This window comes from Prolixibacter denitrificans (assembly GCF_003014495.1).
GTDB classification, from domain to species: domain Bacteria; phylum Bacteroidota; class Bacteroidia; order Bacteroidales; family Prolixibacteraceae; genus Prolixibacter; species Prolixibacter denitrificans.
On sequence record NZ_PYGC01000002.1, the window covers coordinates 223,850 to 244,079 of the forward strand.

Annotated in this window: 16 protein-coding genes; 9 read left to right on the top strand and 7 right to left on the bottom strand. The window is 45.3% G+C overall.

All coding sequences use genetic code 11. The features are described 5' to 3' along the window. Positions 1-242: 242 nt before the first annotated feature. Positions 243-2,495, bottom strand: coding sequence for an inorganic phosphate transporter (locus CLV93_RS04635; protein WP_106541006.1), 2,253 nt, complete (start codon positions 2,493-2,495; stop codon positions 243-245). A 187-nt stretch (positions 2,496-2,682) separates the two neighbouring features. Here CLV93_RS04635 and CLV93_RS04640 point away from each other — a divergent pair, with 187 nt between their 5' ends. The 3 genes from CLV93_RS04640 (at position 2,683) to CLV93_RS20215 (ending at position 5,031) form a co-directional block, all read left to right on the top strand. Continuing rightward, positions 2,683-3,735 carry a sensor histidine kinase gene (locus CLV93_RS04640; protein WP_106541007.1) on the top strand — a complete coding sequence of 351 codons (1,053 nt, stop codon included), beginning with the start codon at positions 2,683-2,685 and terminating at the stop codon, positions 3,733-3,735. 79 nt (positions 3,736-3,814) lie between these two features. After that, a complete protein-coding gene (locus CLV93_RS04645) occupies positions 3,815-4,516 on the top strand; it encodes a response regulator transcription factor (protein ID WP_106541008.1) in 702 nt (233 codons plus the stop codon). A gap of 80 nt (positions 4,517-4,596) precedes the next feature. Beyond that, on the top strand, positions 4,597-5,031 hold the full coding sequence (locus tag CLV93_RS20215; RefSeq protein WP_170108862.1) for an SPOR domain-containing protein: 435 nt from the start codon (positions 4,597-4,599) through the stop codon (positions 5,029-5,031). On the opposite strand, the gene CLV93_RS04655 is transcribed toward CLV93_RS20215, so the two are convergent. From CLV93_RS04655 to asnS, 3 genes are all read right to left on the bottom strand, one after another. Further along, positions 5,005-5,610, bottom strand: a complete 606-nt coding sequence (locus tag CLV93_RS04655) for a hypothetical protein (protein ID WP_106541009.1) — start codon at positions 5,608-5,610, stop codon at positions 5,005-5,007. The genes CLV93_RS20215 and CLV93_RS04655 overlap by 27 nt on opposite strands. A gap of 41 nt (positions 5,611-5,651) precedes the next feature. After that, a complete protein-coding gene (gene rpoN / locus CLV93_RS04660; protein ID WP_106541010.1) occupies positions 5,652-7,109 on the bottom strand; it encodes an RNA polymerase factor sigma-54 in 1,458 nt (485 codons plus the stop codon). Between the two features lie 117 nt (positions 7,110-7,226). Further along, a complete protein-coding gene (gene asnS / locus CLV93_RS04665) occupies positions 7,227-8,666 on the bottom strand; it encodes an asparagine--tRNA ligase (RefSeq protein ID WP_106541011.1) in 1,440 nt (479 codons plus the stop codon). 170 nt (positions 8,667-8,836) lie between these two features. Here asnS and CLV93_RS04670 point away from each other — a divergent pair, with 170 nt between their 5' ends. Both CLV93_RS04670 and CLV93_RS04675 read left to right on the top strand, forming a co-directional pair. Beyond that, complete coding sequence (locus tag CLV93_RS04670) at positions 8,837-9,184, top strand: hypothetical protein (protein WP_106541012.1); 348 nt, start codon at positions 8,837-8,839, stop codon at positions 9,182-9,184. A gap of 273 nt (positions 9,185-9,457) precedes the next feature. After that, positions 9,458-9,859: a hypothetical protein gene (locus CLV93_RS04675; protein WP_106541013.1), complete on the top strand. Its 402-nt coding sequence runs from the start codon at positions 9,458-9,460 to the stop codon at positions 9,857-9,859. Position 9,860: 1 nt separating this feature from the next. On the opposite strand, the gene CLV93_RS04680 is transcribed toward CLV93_RS04675, so the two are convergent. Further along, positions 9,861-11,894, bottom strand: coding sequence for a thioredoxin domain-containing protein (locus tag CLV93_RS04680; protein WP_106541014.1), 2,034 nt, complete (start codon positions 11,892-11,894; stop codon positions 9,861-9,863). A 182-nt stretch (positions 11,895-12,076) separates the two neighbouring features. Here CLV93_RS04680 and CLV93_RS04685 point away from each other — a divergent pair, with 182 nt between their 5' ends. Next, complete coding sequence (locus tag CLV93_RS04685) at positions 12,077-12,301, top strand: HTH domain-containing protein (RefSeq protein WP_106541015.1); 225 nt, start codon at positions 12,077-12,079, stop codon at positions 12,299-12,301. A 458-nt stretch (positions 12,302-12,759) separates the two neighbouring features. On the opposite strand, the gene mgrA is transcribed toward CLV93_RS04685, so the two are convergent. Beyond that, on the bottom strand, positions 12,760-13,749 hold the full coding sequence (gene mgrA / locus CLV93_RS04690) for an L-glyceraldehyde 3-phosphate reductase (RefSeq protein WP_106541016.1): 990 nt from the start codon (positions 13,747-13,749) through the stop codon (positions 12,760-12,762). Between the two features lie 163 nt (positions 13,750-13,912). On the opposite strand from mgrA, the gene CLV93_RS04695 reads away from it, so the two are divergent. The 3 genes from CLV93_RS04695 (at position 13,913) to CLV93_RS04705 (ending at position 17,583) form a co-directional block, all read left to right on the top strand. Continuing rightward, the gene (locus CLV93_RS04695; RefSeq protein ID WP_146141950.1) at positions 13,913-14,629 is read left to right on the top strand and encodes a hypothetical protein; all 717 of its coding nucleotides are present in this window, start codon (positions 13,913-13,915) and stop codon (positions 14,627-14,629) included. Between the two features lie 52 nt (positions 14,630-14,681). Then, the gene (locus CLV93_RS04700) at positions 14,682-15,302 is read left to right on the top strand and encodes a flavin reductase family protein (RefSeq protein WP_106541018.1); all 621 of its coding nucleotides are present in this window, start codon (positions 14,682-14,684) and stop codon (positions 15,300-15,302) included. 172 nt (positions 15,303-15,474) lie between these two features. After that, entirely contained in the window at positions 15,475-17,583 is a 2,109-nt protein-coding gene (locus tag CLV93_RS04705) for a M3 family metallopeptidase (RefSeq protein WP_106541019.1), read from the top strand. 91 nt (positions 17,584-17,674) lie between these two features. Here the strand turns inward: CLV93_RS04705 and CLV93_RS04710 are convergent, their stop codons facing one another. Continuing rightward, a complete protein-coding gene (locus CLV93_RS04710) occupies positions 17,675-20,131 on the bottom strand; it encodes an FAD-dependent oxidoreductase (protein WP_106541020.1) in 2,457 nt (818 codons plus the stop codon). Between the last annotated feature and the right edge of the window lie 99 nt (positions 20,132-20,230).

Below are 20,230 nucleotides of genomic sequence, written 5' to 3' on the forward strand. Positions count from 1 at the left end.
TGCTCTGTCAACTCAATTCTCTTCCTGATGCTTTTACTGTGATACATAGATAGGTATGAAATGAGAAGTAAATACTAATTCAGATTAAATAAGTTTTTAAAGAAATATTTCGAGATTATTACAGGTTAATAATTAATTAACAAAAATCGCTGTGGAGTGCTTAAATAAGGGGAAGTATTCTGGGACCAAAAGAAAAGCCCTTCCCGGAAGGGGAAGGGCTCAGTATATTGAAGCAACCTGGTTTATTGTTGTTCCATTGTTGAATGTGTGATAAAATCACGGGTCGATTTGACCATGTTAACAGTTTGTAGCAACAGGTTTTTGGTTTCTGACATCACATTGAAAAACAGAACCGAGTTGCGGCTATTGACTTCTTTCTTCTTGATACGGCGAATCTGGTTTTTCTCCAAATCGCGGATGTTATCGATGATGACCTGTCGTTTGGCAATCAGTTCTTCAATTTGATCGAACTCGCTTTCTTTAATAATGTGAAGAGCAAAATTCAGGAAGTCGGTAATTTGCGAACTGAACTTGGTTAAATCTTCAACCTGGTCATCGTTGAATGGCTTGTGATTGTTTTCCACATGCTGGTGCAACGGGCCAACTACGTATTTGATTGAGTGAGCCATTTCACGCAGGTAGTCAACAATTTGCACGTAGAAATGTCCGGTTTCAACCGAATCTTTCTGTAATTTTTGCACCACCTTGGAAATGTTGGCTTTCAGCTTTCTCGCTTTCTGGTTGAACTCTTCCACGTCGCGATCAATCTGTGCCAGTTGCTTCCGGTTTTGGGCAAAGAAACTTTCCAGTGCAAGGAAGTAAGCTTTCGATGTGGAAATAATCGCGTTGGTTACTTTCTGATTGGACTTGTCCAGTACCTTTTCTACTTCTACAGTTGCTTCCGGGAAATCCTCTTCTTCCAGCTTTTTAGCTTCGCGTTTGCGGAAGAATACATAGGTGCGAATCACCATAACAGCAGCAACAGCAGCAAAGACAAAAATCATGTACTGTCCACCGAGTGAAATCAGGGTAGCAATGATGAGTGAAACGGTGAAAGCAACAAAAGCGGTCAGGAACCAACCTCCTACTACCGTGAAGACACCTGAAATACGGTAAACGGCTGATTCACGATCCCAGGCGCGGTCAGCCAACGAAGTACCCATGGCTACCATGAAGGTAACGTAAGTTGTTGAAAGCGGTAGTTTCAGGTTGGTACCGATGGTAATCAATACCGATGCAACAATCAGGTTACTGGCCGCCCTGATTTTATCGAAATGCGGTCGGTCCGGATTCGTATCGTCTATCGGAACAGCTTCGAAACGGCTGTCGATCCAGCTGGTAACCCGGCTTCCCAGGATGCGTTTCAATCTATCGCCGGTGCGAATAGAAGAGCGTACCAGGGCACGTGATGCGTAGGAAGAACCAAAGCGCTCGTCACCTTCAGCCTGACGGGCCAAATCGACAGTGGTAGCAACCACCGATTTTGCTTTTCGGGAGGCAATCAGGGTTCCAATCATGATGAGTCCAGCGATCAAGAGCATGTAGGTATCGGTTTTCACCGGTTGGTTGAGGATGTTCATGGTGAATCCATCCGGATTAACGGCACCGGCAGCCATCCACGCTTTGAACGATTCGAATCCGGCAAGCGGTACCCCGATAAAGTTCACCAAATCATTTCCGGCGAAAGCCATCGCTAACGCGAAGGTTCCTACCAGCACGATGAACTTGAGAACGTCGAATTTCTTGAAAATGAACTGGAGAATTTGTAGTAAAATGGTCCACCCAATGAAGCTGAAAAACAGAATCGTCCACATGTTGTTTTTGAGGAAGTCAACATTTTCAGGTGTTAACCACGATGCACCTTTGGCACCTTTAATGACGATGAAATAGGTGATAACGGCAAATGCAAAACCTCCAAACATGGAACCGATGTAACGAATTTTCTTTTCGTACTTAAAGGTGAATACCAGTCGGGTAAACCATTGGACGATGGTTCCCACTGTAAATGCGATGACTACCGATACCAGAATTCCGGAGATAATGGCGAGTGCTTTTTCAGTATTGATATACTGAGCGAGTTCTACCATTGAACCAGAGGCTTCTTTGATTTTAACAGCAGCCACTGCTACAGCCGAACCTAAAAGTTCGAACACGATGGATACGGTTGTAGACGTAGGTAAACCAAACGTATTGAACATGTCAAGCAGGATGATATCCGTTATCATCACCGCAAGGAAAACGGTCATAATTTCGGAAAAAGCAAACATGTCAGGATGGAAGATCCCTTTACGGGCAACCTCCATCATACCGCTGGAAAAAGTTGCTCCGATAAGAACACCTAAACCGGCGACACCCAAAATGAGCCATTTGGGAGCGGCTTTGGAACCTATGGCTGAATTCAGGAAGTTAACGGCGTCGTTACTTACCCCGACAATCAGGTCGGACGCAGCCAAAGCAAACAGGATAATTACAAGGATTAGATAAAAGCTTTCCATTGATTAGATTTTTGTAAAAAACTCGTGCCAAAGATATTGTTACACAGTTGTTACCTGTGTTAAGAAATGTTAACTGGTTATCATTATCTGAATTTTCTTATTTATTGTTTAGTTTAGGTTTACCGGACAAACAATTCCTATATTTGTTGATATTTAGAGTGTAATAGAATTGAAAAACGAACAATTAATGAATACTTCCTCACCAAGAAGGATGTCGGTGTTACTATCGGTATCCCTCACACTCGTTTTCACGCTTTTATTGGCAAGCTCTTTCTTTCTGCACGTAACCTACTGGTACTGGAGTTTTCTCTTTGTTCCTGTTTTTTTCGGAATCGCATATTTGTTGATTCATTACATTCTGAATCACCTGATATACGATAAAATCACCCCAATTTACAAAACCATTCGGGAAGTTCCGGTTGAAGGAAAGAAACAGTTAAAACGGCAGGAAGGCAGCTCTGATATTATTTCGCAGGTAAACATGGAAGTAAAAGCCTGGGCCAGCGAAAAACTTTCGGAAATTGAGCGCCTTCGTGATTTGGAAAAGTACCGGAAAGACTTTTTGGGCAACGTTTCGCATGAGCTGAAAACCCCGATTTTTAATATTCAGGGGTACGTTCTAACGTTACTCGACGGTGGAATGGACGACCCGAAAATCAATCGATTGTACCTGGAACGTACCGAGAGAAGTATCGACCGGATGATTAGTATTGTGGAAGATCTGGAGTCAATCACCAAATTAGAGTCCGGTGAGTTGAAGCTGAACTGGGAGACTTTCGACATTGTGAAACTGACCGAAGACGTATTTGAGCTGGAGCTGATGGAAGCCCAGGAGCGCCGCATTTCACTTCTTTTCCAGCAAACCAATACGAAGCCACTTTGGGTACTGGCCGATAAAAAGCGAATTTTCGAAGCGGTTAGCAACCTGGTGATGAATGGTTTGAAATACGGAAAGAAAGGCGGCTATGTGAAAGTTGGTTTCTTCGACATGGATGATCATGTGTTGGTGGAGGTGAGCGACAATGGTCTCGGAATTGCCAAGCAGGATCTGCCCCGTATTTTCGAACGTTTCTACCGTGTCGATAAAAGTCGTTCGCGGCAGCAGGGAGGTACCGGCCTTGGACTAGCGATTGTTAAACATATTATTGAAGCACACGACCAAACCATACAGGTGCGGAGTGTTCTCGATAAAGGAACTACTTTTACGTTTACGTTAGAAAAGGGCACTCCGGGCAAATAATTTTTCCGGAATGGGTTAAACCAAATTAACATTTTGTAATTTGGGAGGGTAAAACTGACCCGGCATAATCATAATCATTATGGCAGAAAAAGAAAATAACTACAAAATTCTCCTGGTAGACGACGAAGAAGACATTCTTGAATTTATCAGCTACAACCTCGAGCGCGAAGGTTTTAAGGTGTATTCAGCCAGGAATGGAGTGGAAGCTATTAAGATGGCTGAAAAGAAAAAACCGGATTTGATTATTCTGGATGTTATGATGCCTGAAATGGATGGTATCGTGGCTTGTGAAGAAATCCGCAAGATTCCGTCATGTAAGGATACCGTGATTGCTTTCCTGACAGCACGTGGTGAAGATTATTCACAGATTGCCGGTTTCGAGGCGGGAGCCGATGATTACATCACCAAGCCCATCCGGCCGAAGGTGCTCATCAGTCGCGTTAAAGCGCTGCTGAAGCGCTCAGGCGTTGCCGCAGCCGAGGCCGCTGCTCCCGAACAAATTATCACTATTGGTAACCTAACGATTGATAAGGAACGGTACCTCCTCAAAATCGATGATAAGGAGATGATTCTTCCCCGAAAGGAATTTGAATTGCTGTCGTTGCTGGTTTCCAAACCTGAAAAGGTTTTTACCCGCGAAGAGATTTATAATGCTGTATGGGGAGAAAACGTGATTGTCGGAGATCGTACCATTGACGTGCATATCAGGAAATTACGGGAGAAGATAGGTAACGATCATATCAAAACTCTGAAAGGTATTGGTTATAAGTTTGTGAATTAACCCGGTAGTCCGGATAGTTTTCATAATGGAATTCAACCGGATAATTATTACATTTGTTTTAATCACGTAAATTCACGCTTATGAAGAGATTTGTGATTGCCGTAATGGTCATTGTTGTTGCTTTTTCCTATTCATGTAAGAAAAAGGAGAAGCCGGCACCGCCACCTCCGGCACCGCCAAAAATCGAGACTCCCAAGCCAAAACCCAAGCCGGTAGCCAAGCCAAAGCCGGTAGTTAAAGACGAAGGGGTTAATCTCGATGATAAATATTTTGTGGTAGTAAATAGCTATACGATTCCGGAAATTGCCCGCGAAAAGAGCAAGGAATGGAGCAAGAAGGGATTTAAGCCCCACGTAATTATGCGGAATATGGACGGCTATTATCGTTTGGCGATTAAGTCATTTGACGATTACTCCGATGCAATGGCTGCGGCACTGAAGCTTCGGAAGGAATACCCGGAGTTTAAAGATGCCTGGGTGATGAATCGCTCAAACAAAATTGAAGATGAGGAATAAAATAGAAAATCCTAAGATATACCCGGCATAAACCTGTGCCGGGTTATTTTTTCCCATTACCAGCCGTGCATATCCTGTAAATCCTCCGGCCAGCAGGATGACTACAATCAAGCCCATATCATGTTGTCCGAGACGTAGCATGATGGCCAAAACAATCCCAAACAACGCTCCTAATGCGGCCATATGTGAACTGATATTCCACCGAAGGGATATTAACGCCAAAGCCACCAACACCAGTGTTCCGGAAAGAAAAATAGCATTAAAAAAGCCAGCTACCGGTAATTTGGAAACCAAATAATATCCGGCGAAATAACTCACACCTGAAATGAGATAAGTTAATGTCTGGACCGGAACTTTCTCCCACGAATCTGAGTTGCTTTTAAATATTCGTCCGCTAAGCACAAACAGGGCAGGAATAACGCCTGTGCTGACCAGTGTGCTGATGATAACAACCTGTTTTAGCGTTCCCGATAGAAATGTGATGTACAAATCTGTTTGAAACAGAAGAAGCAATCCGAGTGTGGGTAATAACAACGGGTGAAAAGCAATTGATATGCTTCGGGCTAAAAATTTTTCCATTACGGTATTGTTCAGGTGAATATTGTTGCCTTCCTTTTTACTTACAACTCTTTTCGCATACGGGCGACCGGAATGTCCATCTGTTCGCGGTATTTGGCAACAGTACGGCGTGCAATTGGGTAAGACTTCTGCTTCAGAATTTCGGCCAGAGCCTGATCGGTTAACGGCTTGCGCTTATCCTCTCCTTCAATGCACTCCTTTAGTATTTGCTTTATTTCCCGGGTAGAGACTTCTTCCCCGGTGTCTTTTTGCATCGATTCAGAAAAGAAATATTTAAGCGGGAAAATTCCAAAATGTGTTTGAATGTACTTGCTGTTGGAAACGCGGGAAACTGTTGAAATATCCAGTCCGGTTCTGTCGGCAATGTCTTTCAGAATCATCGGACGCATCTTGGTTTCATCTCCCTCCATGAAGTACTCCTTCTGGTAATCGATGATTTCGTTCATGACCAACAGCAGCGTTTGCTGACGTTGGCGAATGGCATCGATGAACCACTTGGCCGAATCGAGCTTTTGCTTCATGAACATGACGGTGTCCTTGTCCTGACGGCTTAGGTTTTTTCGATTTTCCTGGTAAGCTTTGAGCATATTAGCATAATGCCCGTTGATATGAAGATCGGGTACATTCCGCTGGTTCAGCGAAAGCTGTAACTCGCCATCCATCAATTCCAGAATGAAATCGGGGATAATGGATTGGTTTGTGCGATTAATCGTATTGCTAAACGAACTTCCCGGCTTCGGATTCAGCTTTAATATTTCATCGATGGCTCTTTTCAGCTCGTCTTCCGAAACGCCGAATTTCCGGGTAATCTTATCGTAATGCTTGCGCGTGAATTCGTCAAATGTATCGCGGAGAATCCGGGATGCCAGTTGTATTTCCGGCTTCGACAAGTCCTTTCTCTCCACCTGCAGACGTAAGCATTCCCGAAGGTTTCTTGCTCCTACGCCGGGAGGATCGAATTCCTGAATAACCCTAAGAATGCGAAGCAACTCGAATTCGTCGGTGGTGACATTCTGCATGAATGCCAAATCATCCATAATCGATTCCAAATCGCGGCGCAAATAGCCGTCTTCGTCGATATTACCAATGATCTGCTCAGCCAGTACCAACTCGTGCTCCGAAAGATAAACCTCGCTCAATTGTTGCTCAACGTACTCGTGAAAGGATGAACCGGATGAGAAAGGTATTTCGGTGAATTTGTCGTCCTTTGAATAATTCTGAGTCGTGTATTTGTATGAAGGATAATCTTCGTCGTTCAGATAATCGTCTACCGAGAATTCATCATTGTCCTTATCTTCATTCGACTTCAGATCGTTGTCGTACTCCTCTTCCTGGTACTCGGAATTATCATTGTCCATATCCAGTACCGGGTTTTCTTCCAGCTCTTTCTTGATGCGTTGCTCCAACTGCATCGTAGGAATCTCCAACAGCTTGATAACTTGTATCTGCTGTGGAGAAAGCTTTTGCAGCAATTTTTGTTGAAGACTTAGTTTTTGCATCTCTGGCTGATTTTAATCTGTCCGAAATTTATAAAATAAAGAACAAACTTCAGTGAAAATAAAACCCCGCTAATGCAATAATTAACGGGGTTCACGTATTTTATGTTTTTAACTTAATTAAAATTCACAGTTTTTCGGCGTGCGTGGGAATGGAATGACGTCGCGAATGTTACCCATTCCGGTTACGAATTGAACGAGACGTTCAAAGCCCAATCCGAATCCTGCGTGCTGGCATCCGCCAAAACGACGGGTATCCAGGTACCACTGCATTTCGTCGGCCGGAATGTTCATTTCTGCCATGCGGCTTTCCAGCACCTCTAAGCGTTCTTCACGTTGCGAGCCACCAATGATTTCACCAATCTGCGGGAAAAGAACGTCCATGGCGGCAACTGTTTGATTATCGTCATTCATACGCATGTAGAATGCTTTGATTTCTTTCGGATAATCGGTCAGAATAACGGGCTTCTGGAATTTCTTCTCTACCAGGTAGCGTTCGTGCTCGCTCTGCAGGTCGGTTCCAAATCCTTCGATTGGATACTGGAATTTACCTTTCTTGTTCTGTTTCGAATTCTTCAGAATGTCGATGGCTTCGGTATACGTCAAACGAACAAATTCGTTGTCGGCCACAAACTTCAGCTTCTCGATTAATTCCATCGAACGTTGGTCGGCCGGTTTATTCTTCTCTTCTTCCTGAAGCCGTTTGCTGAGGAACTGCAAGTCGTCGATGCAATTATCCAGCGCATAACGGATGAGGTATTGCAGGAACTCTTCGGCCAAATCCATGTTGTCGTTCAGGTCGAAGAAAGCAACTTCCGGCTCAATCATCCAGAACTCGGCCAGGTGGCGCGAAGTGTTGGAGTTTTCGGCACGGAATGTAGGACCAAACGTGTAAATGCGCGACATCGCCATAGCAAATAACTCGCCTTCTAACTGCCCCGAAACCGTTAGGTTAGTCGACTTGCCAAAGAAATCTTCGCTGTAGTCAATTTCCCCATCTTCCGTTTTCGGCAGATCGTTCATGGGCAAAGTGGTAACCCGGAACATTTCGCCGGCTCCTTCAGCATCGGAACTGGTGACGATGGGTGTATGAATATTGTAAAATCCACGTTCGTTGAAGAAGTTGTGGATAGCAAAAATCAGTTTGTGACGGATACGGAAAATGGCGCTGTAAGTTGCGGTCCGTGGACGCAGGTGCGCTACATCGCGCAAAAATTCGAGCGTATGACGCTTGGGCTGAATCGGATATTTATCCGGATCGGCTTTACCAATGATTTCAATTTTTTCCGCCTGCAGTTCAACCGACTGACCGCTTCCTGCCGACTCTACCAATTTTCCCGTTGCAGCAATGGCCGCGCCTGTATTAATGTGCTTCAGAATCTCTTCTGCAAAGTTTTCTGCATCAGCTACCACCTGCAAATTATTGATGGTTGAGCCGTCATTTAAAGCGATGAAACTTACATTTTTACTGCCGCGACGGGTTCTAACCCAACCTTTCACTGTAATTTCGGCGCCAACCTGGCCCGATTTCAGAATGTCAATAATTTGATTCTTCTTCATTTTAAAAAATTTTTATAGCTGATTGAACAGAACTACAAAAGTAAGATTTTTGTCTTTTACAGGGTGACCTCAACTTTAAATCTTTTTAATTGTCAGGGGACAGAGTGGTGGTAAATCTGCATAGCCGACGTTAATGTCTTTTTTTACCTTTGCAAAAAACAAGTAATAAAATGAGTGCACCGCAGAATTGGAATGAGTTGTGTGACCGACTGAGTGATATGTTCGGGATGGATGTTGACCTGAACGGCGTATTGTACCTGGTGGGAGTTAGGGAGCGCGGATTGACTCTTCGGAAGTTTACCAAATTTGAGAAATGGAGCCTGATTAATTTGGGCAGTTGTGTTTTATATAAGGAAATTGGGATGGTAGAAGAGTTGGGAACCGACCGGGACGGATGGCCAATGTTCCGCGAAAAATCTCTTTTAACCAACTGGACCGAAGAACGAAAGCAGAAAACACTTCAGGATTGTGCTATTCGTTATTTTTCGAAAGTTTTTGAAGACAATCCTGCCGAATAATGCATTGGTTCTTTTTTAAGTTAGAATTTGTGACTAGCGAAGAGTGTTTGTTTCTCCCTCCGTTTGGAATAATCAATTTTTAAGGATAATTTCGGGATAGAAAGACGGATAATACCTGGATAAATACAATCAATTAGAGCAGAGCATTTATTTGCCTGTTGAAGTGTTTTGGTGTTGTTGCAGCAGCCCGGAAAGTCTATTGTTTGGGGGATACTGTAATATCACCTTAAAGGAAGTTATTTGTATTTATTGGCCAATTAACAGATTTTCAAAATGGTTAGAAAAGATGCATCTTCATTGAAGCAGGAACATTTATTGCTTTTGTTGGCATATTTATTCACTCTATCTCTGGCAGTGGTTTTTGTCAATTGGGAAGCTACACCTTATAATCCCGGATATGCCTGTATTCAAACCGTTGAAGTATTTTGCATTCTACTGTTCACATTCGTTTTAAGTGATTATCCCGCACGAAACTTTATCAAACATGGTCTTTTCCAACTTTTGTTTCGCTTGTTGGTTCTTTTCGGCGCGTCGGTGCTAATCATTCGGTTGAATATTGAGTTTACACCCTACAACGTCGAGTTTGTTTTGCTTAGGGCTTTAAAAGTCTTCGCAACGCTTTCGCTGGCGATGATTATCCGCTTGGTTTTTATCCGGTATCAAATGAAGCGGTAAACTATTTTATCATTTCTAGTGCATCTGCAACTTCTTCTACCGGAAGTTGACATGCCTGATTGACACAGACATATATCCTCGTTTTATCTTCTTCCAATCGGTTTTTCAGAAGCGGCAATTCGCTACGTTCGTTTCCCGGACAAATGACTGCATTGGGCAGATAGTGCAGATTAATTTCGTTTGAAAGAGCTAACGCATTAGGTCCCGAAATCGCTATTTCGTAATAGGGATTGGCCAGGTTGAGAAGTAGTCTTCCCCAGTTGGCAAACGCTCCCGGAATTTTCGTAAACAGCTTTTGATGTTGGAGCGCCATACGTGAAGCCGTGTCGATCCAGTCACTGTTTTCGAGCAAATGCCCTAAACGGAAAAGCACATGTGCCATCACTGAATTGGCTGCCGGAATTACATTATCATACGTTTCATACGAATTGGTGACAAAAGCTTGTTCGCCGCCTGGTGAATAGTAGAAAAGGTTGTCGTTTTCGTTATAGAATTTGGCAAAACCGGTTTGCGTGAGTTGTTCTGCTCGTGTCAGCCAAATCGATTCGCCGGTCACTTCGAACAGCGAAATACTTGCTTCCGCCAGCATGGCGTAGTCATCCAGAAAACCATCAATGTTGCTGGTGCCGTTCTTGTAATTTCTTAGCAAATTTCCTTCTGGCGAAAGCTGATTTGTGAACAGAAATTCGCCGTTTTGCAAAGCGAGTTTTAGAAATTCCTTTTCTCCGAATGCCCGGTAAGCTTTGACCAGCCCGGATATCATCAGCGCATTCCAGGAAGTTAGTGTTTTATCGTCCAATCCCGGTCGTTCGCGTTGGCTTCTGGCTTCCAGAAGCTTCGATTTCCAATTCTTTATTTTATCCTGTAAAACAGATAATTCAATATTCTTTTCCTTCGTAAATAGCTCATCACTTTCCGTCCGGAAAAGAATATAATTTCCATCCTCCCAATTACCTGTTTTATTGACATTGTAGTAGTCGGAAAAGAGCATGAAATCGTCTCCGATAATCTGCTTTAGTTCCTCTTTCGACCAAATATAAAAGCGGCCCTCCTCTCCTTCGCTGTCCGCATCGAGGGCAGAATAAAATGCACCTTCCGGAGAAGTCATTTCGCGGCTGATAAATTCTACAGACTCGTAAACCACCTGCCGGTACAACTCTTTTCCCGTTTTCTGAAAAGCTTCGGCATATACGCCTATCAATTGCGCATTATCGTACAGCATTTTTTCGAAATGGGGCACCTTCCAGATTTCGTCTACAGAATAGCGGGCAAAACCTCCTCCTACCTGGTCGTAAATTCCACCAAACGCCATTTTTTGCAAAGTGTTTTCGAACTGGCGAAGAACTTCTTCGTTTCGCAACAGATGAGAAGCCTGCAACTGAAAGCTAAGGTTAACCGGCATCGGGAATTTGGGTGCTCCTTTGCTCCCTCCGTATTCGTGGTCAATATCGTCGATAACGTTTTTCAGGACCACACTCCATTCTTTTTTCGTGAACGTCTCTTTGTCTGCCGGTTCTGAGGCCAGCGACGTCTGAATAATGCCCTGATTGAGTTGCTCGGCGTATTCAACTGTTTTCTGCCGGTTATCGCGATAAAATCCAGCAATAGTATTGAGGTAGTGCGTCCATTGTTCTTTCGGGAAGTAGGTGCCTCCCCAAATGGGACGTCCATCGGGAAGAGCGATACAGTTTAACGGCCACCCACCTTGTCGCGTTAGCAACTGAACAGCTGTCATGTATATTTTGTCAATGTCCGGCCTTTCCTCCCGGTCCACTTTAATGCATACATAATTGCGGTTCATTAGTTCCGCGACTTCGGTGTCTTCGAAACTTTCGTGCTCCATTACGTGGCACCAGTGGCAAGCTGAATAACCAATGCTAATCAGAAGCAGCTTGTTTTCCGATTTAGCTTTTTCCAACGCTTTGCCACCCCACGGATACCAGTCAACCGGATTGTGAGCATGCTGCAGCAGATATGGACTGGTTTCATTGATGAGTTCGTTGCTGAATTCAGGTTGACTTGAATCGGTTTTCATTTTCCTCCTCCACTAAGTTTTCGTTTGTATCGCTGCTTTTATCAAACGAAATGAGGCATAATAAGTTTATATTTTCCGAAAGCAAAAGGCATATTCCCCAAATTGGTATGGCATCATACTTGCATTATCCTTTACCATTTTGTAAAATTGTTAGTCTGTAACCTGAGTAACTGGATGAGCTAATGAAAATGGTTGATGTGCTTGAGCGGATGGAAGAATCCATTCACCAGGCTAGTACAGGAGCGCCCGACGAATTTGCAAGACGTTTGGGGATTTCCACCCGCACGCTTTATAATTATTTGCATTTTCTTCGTGACAGAGGAGCACCGATAGAATATAGCCGTGTCCGGGAAACCTACTACTATAAATATCCCGGAAAAATGATGATCAAGTTTGAGCCCGAATAACGGGCTTTTTTCGTTTGTTAAAAATCGTTAAAGTTTATAAAATCCGGCTTACTGCAACTGGTTTGCAGTGTACTGCCCTATATTTGCGGCGGCCGGATACCCGGTTTGTGTGATTGTAAGTATTAAATTTTTTCTTTTGAGTTTAGGTGGTTAACTGCCCTGTTTCCCGGGGCAGTTTACTTTATTCTTTTTCCGAAAGCATGTATTGGTATATATCGACAAGGCATTAGTTCACCATTGGGCTGATCGTCTGGAGTACCAGCGGAAAGAGAACCGAGAGAAAAGTGTGTGAGCTATCTAAGATATTATCATCATAGATGATTGTATGCATTAGGTAGTCGTAAAGCCAAAGCGGGGAAGAGTGGTTGCTTCCCCGCTTACTATTTTATTTCCTCAAAGGCTAACGGCGTCCCTGGACGAATAGTCAGAGTTATGCCGTCAGCTATCGAATTTCTTATCTATTTCAGAATCTTTTCAATCTGCTTCAACTCTGAATCACTAAATTCCAGGTTCTTCAATGCCGACAGGTTGTTCTGCAACTGTTTAACCGAACTGGAGCCAATTAGTACGGAAGTTGTCCTTGGGTCACGCAGTAACCAGGCGATAGCCATTTGCGCCAACGACTGGCCGCGTTCTTCTGCCAGTTGGTTTAGTTTTCTCACTTTTTCCAATGCCGGTTCTACCGCATCTTTTTGCAAGAATCCCCAGGACTTAGCCGCACGGGAATCTTCCGGAATACCGTGAAGATAGCGATCGGTTAAGAGTCCCTGGGCCAACGGAGAGAATGCAATCAAACCAATTCCTTCTTCTTCCAGCGTATCGGTGAGGCCATCTTCTACCCAACGTTCGAACATCGAATATTTTGCCTGGTGAATCAGGCAGGGAGTTCCCAGTTCCTTTAGAATCCGGGACGCTTCTTTGGTGGCTTCTTTTGGGTAGTTGGAGATGCCGGCATACAATGCTTTTCCTGAACGAACGGCATAATCAAGTGCGCCCATGGTTTCTTCCAGTGGTGTTTCTGGATCGAAGCGGTGCGAATAGAAAATGTCGACGTAGTCCAAATCCATCCGTTTCAGGCTTTGATCCAAACTGGAAAGAACATATTTGCGCGACCCCCATTCCCCGTAAGGGCCGTCCCACATCAGGTAGCCGGCTTTGGTGGAAATAATCAGTTCATCCCGGTAGGGCATGAAATCTTTTTTCATGATTACTCCGAAGTTTTCTTCAGCCGAGCCGGGAGGCGGGCCGTAATTGTTGGCCAAATCGAAGTGCGTCACACCGTGGTCGAAAGCGTAGCGCAACATGGCGCGGCCATTTTCCATCACGTCTACTCCCCCGAAGTTATGCCAAAGCCCCAGCGATATAGCAGGAAGTTTCAGTCCACTACGCCCGCAGCGGTTGTACGGGATTTTGTTGTCGTATCGATCGGATGCCGGTAAATAGTTCATTTGATTTTTGTTTTACGATTAGTTGGTTAAAGGTAGCAAGAAGAATAGGAAATATGCAATCTGTATTTTACACAACATGGCGTTGCCTTTCTCTCTGATATGACTTTCAGCAGCATTGATAAAAATCCTGTTTGATGTTTTTCTGGTTGCTTTTCTTCGCCGTATGAAAAAGTGGCTCATTGTCTCGTCTTTTTTCCTGTTTCTCTTACCAGGAAATGGATTCGGTGCTGAAAATGCAACGGCAGAGGATGATTTTTCCATTGCCGGAACGTTGTTGGTGCGTTCTTCTCATATCTGGAGAGGAATTCCGGTGAGCATGGATTATTGCTTCGAACCCGAATTGACCGTTAGTAAAGGAAACTGGGCATTTACTTCGTGGGCGGCCCGGTCTTTCGATGGAAACTATAATGAGTTCGATCTCATCCTTTCATGGAAAATACCTTTCGTCGAGTTCACGCTCTACGACTATTATAATCCGGTCAGAGGAGAAACCAACCGGTTTTTGCAGTGGAATGGCGACCAACAACGGCATTCAGTGGAAGCGTCCGCTGAAATATCAGCCATCGACCATTTCAGCCTTTTCGGAGCAACTTTCCTGACTGGCGACAACGATGAAACAGGGCGACCTTTTTACAGTACTTACATCGAAGGACGCTGGGAACAGGCGGTTCAGAAAATCAACTTTCAGTTCTTTGCCGGAATGACGCCATTTAAAGGTTACTACACATCTGAAGCTTCGTGGTTGAATCTTGGAGTAAAAGGTGAATATGCTATTCCGGTAGGTAAAAAACTGCAAATGCCTGTCGAAGCGGCCTGGCATTATAATCCGGCTATTCGTCAGCATTTTCTGGTTTGGAGTCTGGGGCTTACGGGTTGGTAACAACAGGCTATATCGCCCTCTTTTTCGTACTTTAGCCTAAATTTTCGAAGATATGGGAAAACAAAACTGGAAACCCGGAAACATGGTTTATCCGTTGCCGGCCGCCCTGGTGAGCTGCGGACATACCCCGGAAGAATACAACCTGATTACGATTGCCTGGACCGGAACTATCTGCTCCGATCCGCCCATGTGTTACATCTCGGTTCGCCCGGGAAGACATTCCTACGATATCATTAAACGTACCGGCGAGTTTGTTATTAACCTGACGACCGAAGAAATGGCCAACGTGACCGACTGGTGTGGTGTTCGTTCGGGCCGCGATTACGACAAGTTTAAAGAGACCGGATTAACACCAGCCGAGGCATCGGTGGTGAAATGTCCCATTGTGGAGGAAGCGCCGGTGAGCATCGAGTGCCGCGTGACGGAAATCAAGCCACTGGGTAGCCACGACATGTTTATGGCTGAAGTGGTGAACGTGATTGCTGATGATCGCTATATCGACCCGGAAACGGATGCGTTCAGTTTGATTCGCTCAAAACCGATAGCTTACTCGCATGGGCATTATTACTCACTTGGGAAAGAAGTAGGGCGGTTCGGCTACAGCGTGATGAAGCCCAAAACGAAAAAACGTCTGGCCAGGCAGAAGGGAAAATCAGGCGGCGGGAAGAAGTAATTCTCAGAAAAATCTTTCATTTAAACTATTCCGTAGTCCTTCTGTTACTATGAAATTGCGTCCGGTTAATGATTTTTAATCAGGATGTTTGCCAGTTCATGTAATAAAAAAGACGTTATGAAGACTTAAAAGGAAAAATAATAATAACCAGAGTAACTAACCATTTTTAATCATGAAGAAAACAATTGTATTGTCGATGATGATCCTATTTAGCATAGCTTCTTCGCAGGGAGCTTCCGACGGAACGGAAAGCAATCCGCTGTTAATGAAGTGGAATACGCCGCACGAAACGGCACCTTTCAATTTAATCAAAACCGAAAATTTTGTCCCGGCTATCGATGTCGCACTTGCTGAAGCGCGCAAAGACGTTGATGCGATTATCAATAATCCGGAGCCGGCAACTTTTCAGAATACCATTGAAGCACTCGAGGTTTCCGGCGAGCAACTCGACCGGGTAACTGGTGTGCTCTTCAATCTGAATTCAGCCGAAACCAACAAAGAATTGCAGGCCGTTGCCCGCGAAGTTTCACCGAAACTGTCAGAATTTGGCAACTATGTTTCGCTGAACGAAGATCTGTTCAAGCGCGTAAAGGCGGTTTACGATAAACGCGAATCGCTGGATTTGACGCCTGAGCAAGCCAAGTTGCTGGAGAATTCCTACAAAGGTTTTGTTCGCCGCGGAGCCAATCTTCAGGGGGAAGCAAAAAAGCGGTATGCGGAAATCACTACGGAGCTGGCTCAGCTTTCGCTGAAATTTGGTGAAAACGTGCTGGAGGAAACCAACGCATTTGAGCTGTTGATTACCGACGAAAAAGACCTTTCCGGTCTGCCGGAAGCGGTTCGTGAGGCGGCGCAACAGCTGGCGAAGTCGAAAGGTAAGGAAGGCTGGATGTTCAACCTGCAATATCCAAGTTACCTGCCGTTTATGAAGTATGCCGACAACCGCGAACTGCGGGAGAAAATGTACCGGACTTATACTTCGCGCGCCTTCAAAGACAACGATTACAATAACGAAGAGATCATTCACAAGATTGTGAATCTCCGTCTGGAGAAAGCCAATTTGCTCGGCTTTAAAAGCCATGCCGATTATGTGCTTTCAGAACGAATGGCCGAGACTCCTGAAAAGGTGAACAGCTTCCTGGAAGAGTTGCACGAAGCATCGAAACCTTATGCCGAGAAGGAATTTAAGGAAGTGACCGATTTTGCGAAAGCAAATGGACTGAAAGGCGAATTGCAACGTTGGGACTGGGCCTATTATTCGGAAAAGTTGAAAACGGAAAAATTCGGGTTCGACGAAGAGGAAGTGAAGCCATATTTCCAGTTGGAAAAAGTGCGTGAAGGTGTTTTTGAGCTGGCTCACCGTTTGTACGGATTAAACTTTAAAGAGAATAAAGACATCCAGGTTTACCATCCGGATGTGACAGCTTACGATGTGTTTAACGAGGATGGTTCGTTCTTATCTGTATTGTACCTCGATTTCTTCCCGCGGGAAGGGAAGCGCGGCGGTGCCTGGATGAACGACTTCCGTGCGCAAAGCAATATCAACGGTAAGATGGAACGTCCAATCATTACGGTTGTGACCAACTTTACCAAACCGACGGAAACCAAGCCGTCGCTGCTGACATTTGACGAGGTGGAGACCTTCCTGCACGAATTTGGTCACTCGTTGCACGGCATGCTGGCTAATACGGTTTACCCGAGCATGTCGGGAACCGGCGTGTACCGCGATTTCGTGGAGCTCCCCTCTCAGATCATGGAGAACTGGGCGACTGAAAAAGAGTGGCTCGATCTGTTTGCTGTACATTACCAAACGGGGGAAAAGATTCCGGCTGAGTTGGTCGATAAACTGATCAAAGCCCGTAACTTCCAGTCCGGTTACCTGAGCGAACGCCAGTTGAGTTTCGGAATGGACGACATGGCATGGCACTCGATTACCAAGCCGGTCACCGAAGACGTGATTTCATTCGAGCGTCGCGTGATGGACAAAACAGAACTGTTCCCGCATGTTGACGGCAGCTGTTTTAACACTGCTTTCTCGCACATTTTTGCCGGTGGTTATGCAGCCGGTTACTACGGTTACAAGTGGGCCGAAGTACTCGATGCCGATGCCTTCTCAATGTTCAAGAAGAACGGTATTTTCGACAAAGCTACTGCCGAATCGTTCCGCAAGAACATCCTGGAAAAAGGTGGAACACAACACCCAATGGAACTGTACAAAGCTTTTCGCGGACAGGAACCGACTGTTGATGCATTGCTGGAAAGAAGTGGATTGAAAGAGTAATCACACTACACTATAAATGAAAAGGGCATCCCAAACCGGGACGCCCTTTTTCTTTAACTGATGATAGACTTATGTGCAGGTTTAAAAAAAGTCAGACAAACAGATTGACATTCGACTGCTCGGCTTCTTCGAGGTAGTTAGCCACTCCACCAATGTTTACGTTGTTGAGCAGTTCCTCTTGGGTAACGCCCATGATATCCATGCTCATCTGGCAGGCAATCATGTTCACGCCCATTTCGGCGGCTTTGTCAATCATCCGCTCCAGCGCATCCACGTTCTTTTCTTTCATGCGTTGGCGCATCATTTTCGAGCCGATACCGCCCATGTTCATGTTCGACAGCTTCAGTTTTTTGGCGTTGCCCGGCATCATCTTGCCAAACATCTGTCCCATGAAATCTTTCTTTACCCTGGGCTTGTCTTGTTTCTTAATCACGTTCAGTCCCCAGAAGGTAAAGAACATGGTTACTTTTTTGCCCATCGAGGCGGCACCGTTGGCAATGACAAACGAAGCCAGTGCTTTGTCGAGGTCGTCGCTGAATACGATGAGGGTTTTGTTTCCGCCCTGGTTCATCACCTTCACACCCTCTGCCGGTTCGGCTTTTTCAATGATAGCCCTGATTTCGCCGTTTTCACGCGAACGCGCTACCAGGCGGTTTCCGGTGACGTTACACCACGATTCTACATCTTTGTAGAAGCCGGCATCGGTAGCCAGCACACGCATACGCTCGCCCGGCTGTATTTTTTCGATGTCTTCTTTTAACTTCAGAATCGGGCCCGGGCACTGCAGTCCGCAGGCATCCACTTCCATGGTTTTCACATTGAAATGCGTTTTGGCGCTTTCGGTGTATTCACTTTCGTGGATGTAAACGTCTTCGTGGTAATTAATAGGATTGGATTGCTCGGCAATGGCATCCTTGCATACTTTCAATCCACCCGAAAGGTTGTAGACCTCTTTAAATCCTTTTTGACGAAGAATACGGGCAGCTACATAACCGCGCAATCCAACGCCGCAATAGATGTATATTTTTTTGTCTTTCGGAATACGGTCGAGGTTATCCCGGAGGCTGTCGACTTCGATGTTGGTTGCATCATCGAGGTGATCCAGTTCAAATTCATCGGGAGTGCGCACATCCAACACGAATGTATTTTCCTTTTCTCGTGAGTGAAATTTGTACGGCGATAGCGGTTTGAACAATCCCTTAATGATGTTCTCGGCATTGAAGCCAGCCTGGTTGACCGGGTCTTTCGCTGAGCTGAAAGGTGGTGCATAGGCGTGCTCGAGCTCCTGCAGATCGTAAATGTCACCACCATTTTTGATAACAGCTGCCAGCATGTCGAGGCGTTTATCGACGCCTTTGTAGCCGACAATTTGCCCGCCGTACAACTTTCCGGTTTCGGGATGGAACGAGATTTTCAACACCATCTGCATCGCGCCGGGATAGTAACCTGCGTGCGATCCCGCATTCACGATAGTGGATTGGAAAGGCAAACCGGCTGCTTCCAGCGCTTTGTCGCTCAAACCGGTGATACCGGCTGTTTTGTCGAATACTTTGGCAATGGCTGTCCCGATGGAGCCACGGTACTTTCGTACATTGCCGTACACCATGTTGTCGGCCAGGATGCGTCCCTGTTTGTTCGCCGGTCCGGCCAGGAATGCCAGCGACGGCTTTCCGGTAACCGGATGCGGAAACTCGATACCGTCGCCTACTGCGTAAATGTCTTTGACAGAGGTTTCGAGATATTCATTGACAATAATTCCGCCGCGTTCGCCGGTTTCAATGCCGGCCTTTTGGGCCAGTCGCGTATCGGGCTTCACGCCGATAGAGAGAATAATGAAATCGGCTTTCAGCTTCTTCCCACTACTCAGGCTCACTTTAAGCTGGTGGCCATCGGGAGCAAATTCCTGCACCGCATCTTTCAGGTAAAGCGCTACTTCCATCTCTTTAAAGTGCTGATGCAACTGGGCCGCCATTTCGGGGTCCATCATGTTCATCACCTGCTCGGCGGCTTCCACTACCGTCACTTTCACGCCCCGGCGGTGCAGGTTTTCGGCCATTTCCAACCCGATGAATCCGGCGCCGATAACGATAGCAGAATGGGGCTCATTGTCATCGACGAAAGCTTTAATGCGGTCGGTGTCCTGCACATTCCGTAAGGTGAAAATATTGGGTGAATCGATGCCCGGAATGGGGGGTCTTACCGGAGACGCTCCGGGCGACAGTACCAGTTTATCGTATGTCTCGTAATATGTTTCGCCGGTTTGGGAATTGTATATTTTTACTTTTTTGCTGGCTGCATCGATGTCTTTCACTTCGGTGTGAATACGCACATCGATGTTGAAGCGGTTGCCGAAGCTTTCCGGGGTTTGCACCAACAGTTTGTCGCGTTCTTTAATCACACCTCCGATGTAGTAAGGTAGTCCGCAGTTCGCATACGAAATATGCGGTCCCTTCTCACACATGATGATTTCAGCTTCTTCGTCCACTCTCCTGAGCCGGGCTGCTGTGGTGGCACCACCGGCTACTCCTCCTACAATGATGTATTTCATGCTCATTTCTCAATCAACTCCTCTCACTGTCTGCAGAACAGACCGTATTATACCTATTCAAAAATGAAATTTCCCTCTTACTTACAGGTCGGATGGTTG

Bases quoted from the DNA above. Each gene is read 5' to 3' on its own strand.
- CLV93_RS20215 (WP_170108862.1), top strand. From the start codon at position 4,597: ATGAAGAGATTTGTGATTGCCGTAATGGTCATTGTTGTTGCTTTTTCC.
- CLV93_RS04675 (WP_106541013.1), top strand. From the start codon at position 9,458: ATGGTTAGAAAAGATGCATCTTCATTGAAGCAGGAACATTTATTGCTT.
- CLV93_RS04670 (WP_106541012.1), top strand. From the start codon at position 8,837: ATGAGTGCACCGCAGAATTGGAATGAGTTGTGTGACCGACTGAGTGAT.
- CLV93_RS04640 (WP_106541007.1), top strand. From the start codon at position 2,683: ATGAATACTTCCTCACCAAGAAGGATGTCGGTGTTACTATCGGTATCC.
- CLV93_RS04680 (WP_106541014.1), bottom strand. From the start codon at position 11,894: ATGAAAACCGATTCAAGTCAACCTGAATTCAGCAACGAACTCATCAAT.
- CLV93_RS04700 (WP_106541018.1), top strand. From the start codon at position 14,682: ATGGGAAAACAAAACTGGAAACCCGGAAACATGGTTTATCCGTTGCCG.
- asnS (WP_106541011.1), bottom strand. From the start codon at position 8,666: ATGAAGAAGAATCAAATTATTGACATTCTGAAATCGGGCCAGGTTGGC.
- CLV93_RS04655 (WP_106541009.1), bottom strand. From the start codon at position 5,610: ATGGAAAAATTTTTAGCCCGAAGCATATCAATTGCTTTTCACCCGTTG.
- rpoN (WP_106541010.1), bottom strand. From the start codon at position 7,109: ATGCAAAAACTAAGTCTTCAACAAAAATTGCTGCAAAAGCTTTCTCCA.
- CLV93_RS04705 (WP_106541019.1), top strand. From the start codon at position 15,475: ATGAAGAAAACAATTGTATTGTCGATGATGATCCTATTTAGCATAGCT.
- CLV93_RS04685 (WP_106541015.1), top strand. From the start codon at position 12,077: ATGAAAATGGTTGATGTGCTTGAGCGGATGGAAGAATCCATTCACCAG.
- CLV93_RS04645 (WP_106541008.1), top strand. From the start codon at position 3,815: ATGGCAGAAAAAGAAAATAACTACAAAATTCTCCTGGTAGACGACGAA.
- CLV93_RS04695 (WP_146141950.1), top strand. From the start codon at position 13,913: ATGAAAAAGTGGCTCATTGTCTCGTCTTTTTTCCTGTTTCTCTTACCA.
- CLV93_RS04710 (WP_106541020.1), bottom strand. From the start codon at position 20,131: ATGAAATACATCATTGTAGGAGGAGTAGCCGGTGGTGCCACCACAGCA.
- CLV93_RS04635 (WP_106541006.1), bottom strand. From the start codon at position 2,495: ATGGAAAGCTTTTATCTAATCCTTGTAATTATCCTGTTTGCTTTGGCT.
- mgrA (WP_106541016.1), bottom strand. From the start codon at position 13,749: ATGAACTATTTACCGGCATCCGATCGATACGACAACAAAATCCCGTAC.